The sequence below is a fragment of the Wolbachia endosymbiont (group A) of Bombylius major genome (genome assembly GCF_947251895.1).
GTDB lineage: Bacteria > Pseudomonadota > Alphaproteobacteria > Rickettsiales > Anaplasmataceae > Wolbachia > Wolbachia pipientis.
On the sequence record NZ_OX366395.1, the window covers coordinates 787,162 to 798,223 of the forward strand.

The 11,062-nt window shown below is 37.0% G+C and carries 9 protein-coding genes; 4 read left to right on the top strand and 5 right to left on the bottom strand.

Annotation, left to right across the window (positions count from 1 at the left end; all coding sequences use genetic code 11):
* Nucleotides 1–114 precede the first annotated feature (114 nt).
* Nucleotides 115–738 (bottom strand): heme ABC exporter ATP-binding protein CcmA, encoded by a 624-nt coding sequence (gene ccmA / locus OPR49_RS03740; protein ID WP_265021246.1) that lies wholly within the window; start codon nucleotides 736–738, stop codon nucleotides 115–117.
* Nucleotides 739–741: 3 nt separating this feature from the next.
* Nucleotides 742–1,173: a hypothetical protein gene (locus OPR49_RS03745; protein ID WP_265026684.1), complete on the bottom strand. Its 432-nt coding sequence runs from the start codon at nucleotides 1,171–1,173 to the stop codon at nucleotides 742–744.
* Between the two features lie 196 nt (nucleotides 1,174–1,369).
* Here OPR49_RS03745 and aspS point away from each other — a divergent pair, with 196 nt between their 5' ends.
* Nucleotides 1,370–3,172: an aspartate--tRNA ligase gene (gene aspS / locus OPR49_RS03750; RefSeq protein ID WP_265027516.1), complete on the top strand. Its 1,803-nt coding sequence runs from the start codon at nucleotides 1,370–1,372 to the stop codon at nucleotides 3,170–3,172.
* A 35-nt stretch (nucleotides 3,173–3,207) separates the two neighbouring features.
* Nucleotides 3,208–4,470, top strand: coding sequence for an MFS transporter (locus OPR49_RS03755; RefSeq protein ID WP_265026685.1), 1,263 nt, complete (start codon nucleotides 3,208–3,210; stop codon nucleotides 4,468–4,470).
* 7 nt (nucleotides 4,471–4,477) lie between these two features.
* Here OPR49_RS03755 and OPR49_RS03760 read toward each other — a convergent pair whose 3' ends face one another.
* Nucleotides 4,478–5,401: an RluA family pseudouridine synthase gene (locus OPR49_RS03760; RefSeq protein WP_006279888.1), complete on the bottom strand. Its 924-nt coding sequence runs from the start codon at nucleotides 5,399–5,401 to the stop codon at nucleotides 4,478–4,480.
* Between the two features lie 408 nt (nucleotides 5,402–5,809).
* The gene (pdhA, locus tag OPR49_RS03765; RefSeq protein WP_065094725.1) at nucleotides 5,810–6,790 is read right to left on the bottom strand and encodes a pyruvate dehydrogenase (acetyl-transferring) E1 component subunit alpha; all 981 of its coding nucleotides are present in this window, start codon (nucleotides 6,788–6,790) and stop codon (nucleotides 5,810–5,812) included.
* Between the two features lie 55 nt (nucleotides 6,791–6,845).
* Here pdhA and hemJ point away from each other — a divergent pair, with 55 nt between their 5' ends.
* Nucleotides 6,846–7,274, top strand: coding sequence for a protoporphyrinogen oxidase HemJ (gene hemJ, locus OPR49_RS03770; protein ID WP_265026686.1), 429 nt, complete (start codon nucleotides 6,846–6,848; stop codon nucleotides 7,272–7,274).
* Nucleotides 7,275–7,842: 568 nt separating this feature from the next.
* Entirely contained in the window at nucleotides 7,843–9,180 is a 1,338-nt protein-coding gene (gene miaB / locus OPR49_RS03775; RefSeq protein ID WP_265026687.1) for a tRNA (N6-isopentenyl adenosine(37)-C2)-methylthiotransferase MiaB, read from the top strand.
* Nucleotides 9,181–9,444: 264 nt separating this feature from the next.
* Here miaB and OPR49_RS03780 read toward each other — a convergent pair whose 3' ends face one another.
* Nucleotides 9,445–11,016, bottom strand: coding sequence for a peptide MFS transporter (locus OPR49_RS03780; RefSeq protein ID WP_265026688.1), 1,572 nt, complete (start codon nucleotides 11,014–11,016; stop codon nucleotides 9,445–9,447).
* Nucleotides 11,017–11,062: the final 46 nt, after the last annotated feature.

Sequence of the window (11,062 nt, forward strand, 5' to 3'; positions counted from 1 at the left end):
TTATCTGCACAGACTGAAGATAAATAAATAGCTTCAGTTTCATGATAAGGGGGCTGGCGAAGGGTTTCATGTAAATTTTTTCGTTTCTAACGGTTGTTAACGTGTTGCCAAAAACTATGCAAGAAGTCTATTGAAATCGCGTATATCGATCGTTGTAAAATCACACAATTGCTCTGTAGAGCTATGCCCTGTAATAATTACTATACCATTTTGCTCAGAGCGTATTGAGATTAGGTTCAGCACTAATTCACACGTTGCACTATCAAGATTACAAAATGGTTCATCTATCAGCCAAACGTTTGCATTAGAAATCAAGAGGCGAGCAAGCGCAACTCTCCTTTTCCAGCCTGCAGAAAGTTCGCCATATCTAATATTAAGTACAGGTTGCAACTGCAAGCAATAAATAGCTGCCACAATCAATTCTCTAGTATTTCGTATTCCTGCCCAGAATTCTACGTTTTGAGCAACAGTTAAGCTATCTTTACAGGCATTCTTATGGCCTATATAGACCATAGAAGGTATATAGGATTTTGGATCATCATATATATCTTTTCCGCAGTGCCTTATATTGCCTGATACCGGCGGTAAAAGTCCAGATAAACTTCTAATTAAGCTGGTTTTACCACTACCATTTGGACCAGTGATTAGAATCTTTGATTTTAGCTCAGCTTTAAAACTGAGATTTTTAAATAATACTTTGTTATTACGAGCGCAGGATAAATTTTCACATTCAAGCATGGATTATCTGCCCTTCCCCTTATGTTTACCTTGAGTTGAAGCCTGAGCTTTTACAAACAGCTCCCAAAATCCTTTCTGTCCGCCTTCTCTATGTATCAATTGTGCAAAACGCTGCATTAAACCATTACCCATCATAACCATCTTTGTCCATTTACCTACCGGTTTTGCTATGTCAACTATTTCTGGATCTTCTTTATAAATTTGCACATCTTTTTGTTTCTCGCGTAGCGTTTCTTGTTGTTTCAGCAACTCTTTTTGCTTGTTTTTTTGATACAATTCATTGAATTTTCTGTCTTCTTCCCACTCTTCTTTAAAAACTTTTCTAGGAAATATGATTTTTCTAATGTGATTTTTGTATATTTTTCTCAAAAAGAGAAATACTTTGACTATAGCAAGTAATGTTACGCTATATATTATGATCTGTGTAAGTGGCATTTCCTGTATCTAATTCATTAAAAATACCCTTACCATTATACCATAATTATAGAAATTGTGCAATTTTTGTGTGAGTAAAGACAGTATAAAAGTAATACTGCTCTATTTCGTAAATTGCACAAATATCCGACGAATGGGCTTGTATGTAGTAAGGTTTATTTCTATACTTCTTAAAGAATTTAGAAGTGAAACAAACATGAACTGCTACAAGACTCACATGTGCAATGAATTAAGGAAGAATGATGTAGAAAAGGAAGTTACCCTTTCTGGATGGTTATACCGTAAGCGCGATCACGGCAACCTAATCTTTGTTGATTTAAGAGACTTCTATGGAATCACTCAACTAGTATTTAATAATGACAAAGACTTTTTTGATGAGATATCAAATTTAAAATTGGAGAGTGTAATTACTGTTACAGGAATAGTTGAAGCTAGAACTGAAGATACGGTAAACACCTCTATCGCAACCGGGGAAATTGAGGTTGTAGTTAGCAATTTGCACGTTGAATCGGAAGTCGAGTTCCACCGTGATGAAGAAATAGCGAAAGAAGAAAGAAGTATATTAGCGAGCATTGCTGGCGAACAAGAATATCCGGAAAATATGAGATTTAAATATCGTTTTCTTGATTTAAGGCGTGAAAAAGCCCGCAACAATATTATTCTGCGCTCACAAATTATTGCAGAACTCCGCAAGCTCATGATAGAGCAAGGGTTGTTGGAAATTCAAACTCCAATACTTACTGCTTCGTCCCCTGAAGGTGCACGTGATTATTTGGTGCCAAGCAGACTAAATCCTGGTAAATTCTATGCATTGCCGCAAGCTCCACAGATTTTTAAGCAATTGCTCATGGTTTCAGGGTTTGATAAATATTTTCAAATTGCACCGTGTTTCCGTGACGAAGACGCAAGGGCTGACCGTTCTCCGGGAGAGTTTTATCAGCTAGATCTTGAAATGTCTTTTATAACTCAAGAAGACATCTTTCAGATTATTGAGTCTACCTTATATAAAGTGTTTGCTAAATTTTCTCGTAAGTCTGTTGATAAAGATTTTCCACGTATTACATATAAAGAGGCAATGCTCAAATATGGTTCTGATAAGCCAGATCTGCGTAATCCATTATTAATCAGCGATGTTACAGAAATTTTCCGTGATTCAGAGTTCAATATTTTCAAGAGCAATATCGAGCGTGGTATGGTAGTCAGAGCGATCCCTGCACCTAAAACAGCAGAGGAACCACGCAGCTTCTTTGATAAAAAGATAGAACATGCGCAAAGAGAATTCGGTGCTAAGGGTCTTGGATATATAACGTTTGATAAAGATGGTACTGCGAAAGGCCCGATTGCTAAATTCCTCGATGACAATAGGCTAAACTACATAAGAGAAGTAACGAATGTAGGGCCTGGAGATAGTGTGTTTTTTGCTTCTGACAAAGAGAATGAGGCAGCAACAATTGCAGGGAAAGTGCGCACTCTTTTAGGGTCAGAACTCAGTCTTATAGATGACAATATCTTCAAGTTTTGTTGGATCATTGATTTTCCCTATTTTGTATATGACGATAAAAGTAAAAAAATCGATTTCTTTCATAACCCATTCTCCATGCCACATGGTGGTCTGAAAGATTTAGAGGAAAAGAATCCACTGGATATCCTTGCTTACCAATATGATCTCGTTTGCAATGGGATAGAACTGTCAAGCGGGGCAATTCGTAATAATAAGCTAGATGTAATGTACAAAGCTTTTGCCATTGCAGGTTATAGCCGGGGAGAAGTTGATACAAGATTCGGTGCACTTGTACGTGCATTCAGATTTGGTGTTCCTCCTCATGGTGGAATAGCACCAGGAGTTGATAGAATAGTTATGCTGCTTGCTGATGAACCAAATATTCGTGAAGTAATCTGTTTTCCTATGAACCAGCAAGGTGAAGATGTTCTAATGGGTGCTCCTTCCAAGGTGGAGGATAAGCATTTACGTGAATTATCCTTGAAGGTTATTGAATAAAAATTTTTATAGTGGGGTGTGGTAAACCGGAAGTCATGAACAATATTCAAAAAGCAATACTATCGGGCATAATCTGCAACATGATTATATGGTATGAGTTAACTCTATTTGGAGTTTTGACGCATATAATAAGTGACGTTTTTTTTTCATCAGAAAGTGATTACTTAAGTACAATCAAATTTCTTGGTACTTTTGCAGTTGGCTTTGGATTTAGACCACTTGGTGCATTTATTTTTGGTTACATTGGAGATAAATACGGCAGAAGGAAGATTTTGCTGACTTCTGTAATATTAGCTTCGATATCGTCTACTGCAATTGCGGTTATACCAAGCTTTAAAGAAATAGGAATATTTTCTCCTATACTACTTCTGCTTTGTAGAATAACACAAGGAATGGCAGCAGGTGGAGAAACAAGTATCAACTCAGCTTTTTTAATAGAACATTCAAGCGATAAAAAAAATCTAGGTTTTTTAGGTAGCATGAAAGCTTTTAGCGGCGCGCTTGGTTCTCTTACATGCTTTGTAATGATAGCTGTTTGCAAAAAGTTTACAGGTGAAAATTATGAAATTTGGGGCTGGAGATTGCCTTTCTATTTCTGCTTCATTATGGGCATAATAGGCTTTTTAACAAGATATATAATGGAAGAGAGCTTAGCATATAAAACACACGATAAAAATAAAAGCTTATCTCATTCTCCATTTTTAGAATTAACCAGGGACTATAAAAAAGCATTTATGATAGCAATTGGGCTTGGTATCGCTCAAAATGCAATCGTTTATTCGGTAATAATGTTTTATAACATATCTGTAAAAGCGCTTACTCTGTCAGGTATTGATATTAAAAATGTAGTAAGGATTATAGTTGAAATTACATTTGGAGCGTCTGCAGTGCTGTTTGCAATACTGTCTGATAAAGTTGGAAGAAAAAATGTAATGATTCCTACATTAGTAGCTCTAGCTTGCGCCGGTTTGCCGGCGCTTTCGCTATTATCATATGATAACCACTATATTGTAACGCTCACTTTTCTATTGATAAGCGTACCGATAGGTGCATCTTTTGGAATATACAATTCTCTTATCTGCGAGTTATTTCCAACGAAAGTTAGGTGCACGGGCTTTAGCCTCGCACATAACATATCTGCAGGAATATTTGGTGGCCTTTCTCCATCCATATGTATGTGGCTTATAGAAAAAACCGAAACAAAACTTGCAGCAGGCATTTATCTTACTGCCTGCGCATTAATTAGCCTAATATCTGTGCTTCAAATTAAAGCCAAAGACAGAAAAGTTGATTGGTGAAATCGTTTCAGTCGAAAAATAGCGCTTCAATGGATTTTTCGATGTGTTTAGTGATAGGAGCGGTGATAGTGATTTCTTTATTGTTTGGCAGTTTTAAAGATAAAGAATGCGAATGAAGGTGAATTTTATTTGCTATCCCATCAATAAAAGCTTTTTTACCACCATATTTACCGTCACCAAGAATAGGGCAATTTATATGAGCTAAATGTGCACGTAACTGATGGGTTCTGCCGGTAATTGGTTGTAATTTTAAATAAGCAACATTGTGTTTGGATTTTGCTATAATTGAAAAATGCGTAGTGGCATTCTGAGGTGAATTTTCATCAACGACCACTTTTTCTTGACCTGAAACATATTTTTTCACCAATGGATAGTCTATTGTTCCACTATCCTTGCTCGGTATGCCAGAAGTTAATGCTAAATAAGTTTTTTTTACTCTTCGTCCTTTAAATTCTTCCATAAGGTATCTGGCAACATTAGCGTTGCGTGCGAATATTATCACTCCACTCGTATCTCTATCTAGCCTATGGACAATTTTAAATGTTTCTCCCTCTCTTATTTGGTCAAGCAAATCACTCATGCTAATCTTTACTTTTACGCCACCTTGAACGATGACCCCTGCGGGTTTGTTTATAGCTAGTATATATTCGTCTTCATATAATATGTTCTCTCTTAGTAGATTCACTAACTTTTCATTATATTTGCGATCAGAATTAGCGTTTTCAATATAATTCAAGTGCTTCAGCGTTATAGTTTGCCCAGAATTTACTCTATCACTGGACTTTGCTTTGCAATCATCAACTTTGATTAATCCTTTCCTTAAAGATTTTTCAATTACAGATTGCTTTAAATCAGGAAAGATTCTTCTGATGTACCTATCCAGCCTAACGTTATCGTCTTCTATTAATATGGTTTTTATACTTTGTAGCATTCCATTATTTATAATGAATATCTAGTGAAATGTCAATTATTGGTGTCATTCCAGTGTCAAGCACTGGAATGACACCAAAGGGGCTACTGCCGTCATAAAGGAACCAGTGTCAGCTACTCGGATGACAGGAGAAGGAGACTACTGAGATGACAGCTAGCCTGACAACCGTCATCCCGCTGCTTGTTAGCGGGATCTAGAGATACCGCGAATGAATCGCGGTATGACGGTTCGCGGCGGCATGACGTAGAGCTTGCGTTAGCTATACTTTTATACTCACCAACTCAGCTGGATCCAAGTAGTCAGAGCACTGGGATGACAAAAAAAGGAGGGCACTTGGATGACGGGAGAAGGAGCTATTTGGATGACATCGTTTACTATACAATGTTTGTACAGTTCTGGATAAAAAAATTAGCTAACAAATTTATAAATATCAGTATACAGCTCATCAACGCTTGGTTCTTTACTATTTTTGGCAAAATCTTCCGACTTTTTTACTAAATCACGTATTTCCTTATCAATTACTTTGCACTCTTCTTCTGAAGCCATTTTATTATCTGTCATGTATTTCTTTAAAGTGCTTATAGGGTCATGATTTTGCTTCATATCTTCAACTTCTTCTTTTAAGCGATAAGTAGCAGGATCTGACATTGAGTGACCGCGATATCGATATGTCTTCATTTCAAGCAGGATAGGCCCTTTTCCGCTGCGTGTGTGTTCCGCTGCTTCGCTTGTAGCCTCATAAACAGAGAAAAAATCCATTCCATCAACTTGTTTTCCAGGAATACCAAAACTTTCTCCTCTTTTATATAACTCTGTTACTAAAGTTGATCTTTGCACGGAGGTTCCCATTGCGTATTCATTATTTTCTATGATGTAAACCACAGGCAACTCCCACAAAGATGCCATATTAAATGATTCATATACTTGTCCTTGATTTGCAGCACCGTCGCCAAAATATGTAAATACCACATTATCTTTTTTCTTATATTTATTAGCAAATGCTATTCCTGTGCCAATTGGAACTTGTGCTCCCACTATTCCATGCCCGCCGAAGAATTTTTTTTCAACGTCAAATACGTGCATCGAACCACCTTTACCTTTCGAGCATCCTGTTTCTTTGCCGGTAAGCTCTGCCATTACAACATTTGGATCAGAATCACATGCGAGCATTAAGCCATGGTCTCTATAACTTGTGATAAAAGCGTCACCTAATTTTGATGCAGCTTGAGTTCCAACTGCAACTGCTTCTTGTCCTATTGATAGGTGACAGAACCCGCCTATTAATCCCATCCCATATAATTGTCCTGCTTTTTCCTCAAATCTGCGTATGAGTAGCATTTTCCTGTAGAATCCAATTATCTGTTCTTTAGTGAAATTTTCTGCTTTCATATCGATTTCTTTTTCATTAAACTAACACAATACCAGGAATTTTAAATTTTTGCTAATGAACTATTACCACTGGCTTGAGGCTTTTCACGTTATCTCTGTTATCATATGGATGGCAGGTATGCTTTATTTACCCAGGCTTTATGTCTACCATGCAACTGTAAAACCGGGATCGGAAAATGATAGCTTGCTTCAAACAATGGAAAAGAGGCTACTTAGATATATCATAAACCCTGCAATGCTTTTCTCACTTGGTCTTGGAATTACACTAATGGTTATTAGGGAAGCATATCGTGAAGGATGGTTTCATGTAAAAGCATTTGCAATACTTTTGATGTTAATTATTCATATGCTACTTGCAAAATATAGGAAAAATTTTGCAATGGGTTCGAATAAGAAGTCACATATTTATTTTCGCGTTTTAAATGAAGCAGTTACAGTATTGATAATAGTTATAGTTATTATGGTTGTTGTAAAACCTTTTTGACTGACCTTACCCAAAAAAAGCAGAAAGCTCGTATCTGTTCAGATGCATGGCTAATGTACAATACTGAAATAAAAATTCCAGTGCTCCCTTTCTTGTCATCCCAGTGCTTGACACTGGGATCCAGCTTTCTTTACAAATTCACCAAAAGTGCTTCATTCTATAACGCAAAACCCATACTCACCAAACTCAATGCATTACTTGCAATTAAGTTTCCTGGATGCCAGTGTCAAGCTACTCGGATGACACCATTCTTTTTCCTGGATCCCAGTGTCAAGCACTGGGATGACAAGAAGAGGGCAGTGCCCTCTTGGATGGAAGCCAGTGTTAGCTACTTTCATGACACCCTGACAACCGTCATCCCGCTACTTGTTAGCGGGATCTAGAGATACCGTGATGGTATGACGTAGGGGTTGCCGAGAACTTGTCATCCCAGTGCTTGACACTGGGATCCAGTTTTTCGTATAATTTTGTCAAAATCTATTGTGCTAGCAAGTTCACTAGCGTCACGCGCTGGTCTGTTAGACATTTACGTGTAGGGTGAAGAAATTTTGAAAAAGACATACCAAATATGAAAGGCCTATATATTAAAACTTACGGCTGTCAGATGAACGTTTATAACTCCGTTTTAATGGAAAATGTAATTAAACCTTTGGGGTTCAACGTTGTTAGTGATGCAGGGAAAGCCGATTTAGTGATACTGAATACTTGTCACATTAGAGAGAAGGCAGCAGAAAAACTTTACTCAGAGCTTGGGAAGATTCATTCGTTACGAAAAGAAATGACTATAGTGGTGGCTGGGTGTGTAGCGCAAGCAGAGGGAGAAGAAGTGTTCAGAAGGGCTCCTTTTGTTGATATTGTTGTTGGTCCGCAGAGTATCGCTACCTTACCGGAGCTGATAGTCAAAGCAAGCAGAAGTAAAGGTCATGTAATAAACACTGATTTTCCTGAAGTTGCAAAGTTTGATAAATTGCCAGATGAATGCTATGGCAATAGCCAGGGGTCTTCTGCGTTTCTTGCCATACAAGAGGGTTGTGATAAATTTTGTACGTTTTGTGTAGTGCCCTACACTCGCGGAGCTGAGTATTCACGGCCAGTGAATGAAATATTTCGTGAAGCATTGAAATTAGTTGCAAATGGGGCAAATGAGATCAATTTGCTTGGTCAGAACGTCAATGCTTACCATGGGGAGTGCGAAGGGGAAGTGTGGGATTTAGGAAAATTAATTAGTCATATTGCTAAAATTGAAAAGCTAGAGAGGATTCGTTATACAACTTCTCATCCAAGAGATATGCATGAATCTCTCTACTTGGCACATGCGGAAGAGCCAAAGCTCATGCCGTTTGTTCACCTGCCTGTGCAGTCTGGTTCGAATAAAATATTGCACGCGATGAACAGGAAACACACTGCAGAGGAGTATTTGGAAATAATAGACAGATTTCGCAAATTGAAACCTGAAATCGAATTTTCTTCTGATTTTATTGTTGGTTTTCCTGGAGAAACCGAAAAAGACTTTGAAGAAACTATGAAATTAGTAGAAAAAGTTAGATATGCTCAGGCTTATAGTTTTAAATACAGCCCAAGACCAGGCACACCGGGAGCGGAAAGAAAAGATCAAGTACCAGAAGAGGTTAAAACAGAGCGCCTTCTTCGTTTACAGAAATTAATTAGTAAGCAACAACTTGAGTTTAACCAGAGTATGGTAGGCAAAACTATACCTGTTCTATTTAGCGATAAAAAAGGTAAACACCAAAACCAAATTATTGGTAAAAGCCCATATATGCAATCAGTGTGCATTGATGATCCTGAAGATAAATACAGGGACAAAATAGTAAATGTGAAAGTGTTGGAAGCTCGGCAAAATAGCCTATTGGGTGTGCCTTTCACTGATTTTAAGCAGCATATTTAATCAAATGTAAGTCTTAAGCAAAAGAGTATTGAAGATATGAGTATCTGTTCAGCAGAGTGGCAAAATAAGGTAGATGAGAAAAGACAACTATAGGAACAAATGGGTGTCATGCCAGTGCGTGACACTGGCATCCAGTCCTTTTGCACAGTTCCATCAAAAACGTTGTAAAGCGCTTTCGTGTTTACCAACTTAGTGCCCAATCTGGATCCCAGTGTCAAGCACTGGGATGACACCATTTGTTGTAAACTTACTTTTACTCTATGGTTATACTACCTTGCCGCTATCCTGAACGGATACGCTTAATACAGTAAAAGTCCGTAAACGATTACAGAATTTAGACCTACAAATAGTAGTCTTGAGCTTACCTATATCAATTTTTGTACAAGATGAGTTAGTAACAACTTTATGTATAAAATTGAAGAAGAATAAAAATACAATAACGAGCATTAAATTAAATATTCCCACCTTTAAAAAACCCTCTTTATATATTTCTAAAGATTCTAAATAATTTATTTTACCATTTACTGAAGGAACTGACATAAATTTTGATATTGCAACTCCGGCTAGGTTAGAAAACGCTAATGATAGCATTACTATACCCATCACTACTCCTCTAAGGTTTTTGGGGGCTAGTGTAGTTGCTTGTTCTTGGACTAATGGAGCAATACATAATTCTCCCAGTCCCATAAAGGAGATAGCAATTATTAAATATAAGTATTCTACTTTACCTTCAATGTTAGAGTTTAAACATCCTATGTACAGTGTGAAAAAACACATAGCCATTGTCAGAAGGCCAAGGGTAAACATGGAAGTTGCATATTTTTGCTTAAACTTCATGTATGTTCCAAAAAGAAAGCCAAATATTATAATTGACAAAGGATTTATGGCTTGAGAAACTGAAGCTGGAATTGTTATACCTAATACATTGTTAATAACGTTTCTTTCGGTGAATAAGTTAACCAAAGAGCCAAGCTGCATTTCTAAAGCAAAAAAACACAAGAAAAATACCACAAGAATAGATAATGCAACTAATTTTCGTCTTTGTTCTGCTGATAATTTAGATATTATATAAATAAATATGCCCAGAGCTGTTATTCCAACAAATATGAGCATATTAGTAAAAAATTCACTATGTATAAGCATTTTAGCAATTATTGATGATGACAGAAAGCTTCCTATCAATACTATACCAAAAATTTTAATCCCTAATATGCGCTTATTCATAAGCTCTGGATAAGGAGAAAGGCCGCTATCTCCTAAAAGATTCTGAAATTTGAGAAAAAAGATTAGCCCTATAGACATCCCAATACCAGCTAAACCAAAGCCGTAGTGCCAGCCAAACAAGTGGGCTACATAACCACATGAAATAGAAGCCAATATTGCTCCAATATTCACACCTACGTAAAATAAAGTAAAGCCTCTGCTACGTTCAGGATCGTCTTTGCCATAGCATGAACTAAGTAAGTTAGTTACGTTCCCTTTAAACATACCAGTACCTATGGCTATTAGAGATAAACCTAAATATAATAAACCTGGTTCAAAGTCAACCAATGACATGCAAGCATGACCTGCTATCATCACTATCCCTCCAAGCAACACCATGTTGCGGAATCCCATCAACTTATCAGCTAAAAAACCTCCAAGTATTGGTATAGCATAACCTGTTGCAGCAAATGATGAGTAAATAGTAAAGGCCCTCTCATCAGTGAAACCTAAGTGAGAAGTCAAAAATAGGACCAAAAGTCCCCTCATTCCATAGTAAAAGAAACGTTCCCACATTTCAACAAAGCACAACATTTTTAAAAATTGTGGAAACTTATCTGTCTTCTGATCCATAAAATACCCCTAAAGCTTGGGTTAATGTTAAGTAAAACAATAAAAA

Bases quoted from the DNA above. Each gene is read 5' to 3' on its own strand.
- ccmA (WP_265021246.1), bottom strand. From the start codon at position 738: ATGCTTGAATGTGAAAATTTATCCTGCGCTCGTAATAACAAAGTATTA.
- OPR49_RS03745 (WP_265026684.1), bottom strand. From the start codon at position 1,173: ATGCCACTTACACAGATCATAATATATAGCGTAACATTACTTGCTATA.
- aspS (WP_265027516.1), top strand. From the start codon at position 1,370: ATGAACTGCTACAAGACTCACATGTGCAATGAATTAAGGAAGAATGAT.
- OPR49_RS03755 (WP_265026685.1), top strand. From the start codon at position 3,208: ATGAACAATATTCAAAAAGCAATACTATCGGGCATAATCTGCAACATG.
- OPR49_RS03760 (WP_006279888.1), bottom strand. From the start codon at position 5,401: ATGCTACAAAGTATAAAAACCATATTAATAGAAGACGATAACGTTAGG.
- pdhA (WP_065094725.1), bottom strand. From the start codon at position 6,790: ATGAAAGCAGAAAATTTCACTAAAGAACAGATAATTGGATTCTACAGG.
- hemJ (WP_265026686.1), top strand. From the start codon at position 6,846: ATGAACTATTACCACTGGCTTGAGGCTTTTCACGTTATCTCTGTTATC.
- miaB (WP_265026687.1), top strand. From the start codon at position 7,843: ATGAAAGGCCTATATATTAAAACTTACGGCTGTCAGATGAACGTTTAT.
- OPR49_RS03780 (WP_265026688.1), bottom strand. From the start codon at position 11,016: ATGGATCAGAAGACAGATAAGTTTCCACAATTTTTAAAAATGTTGTGC.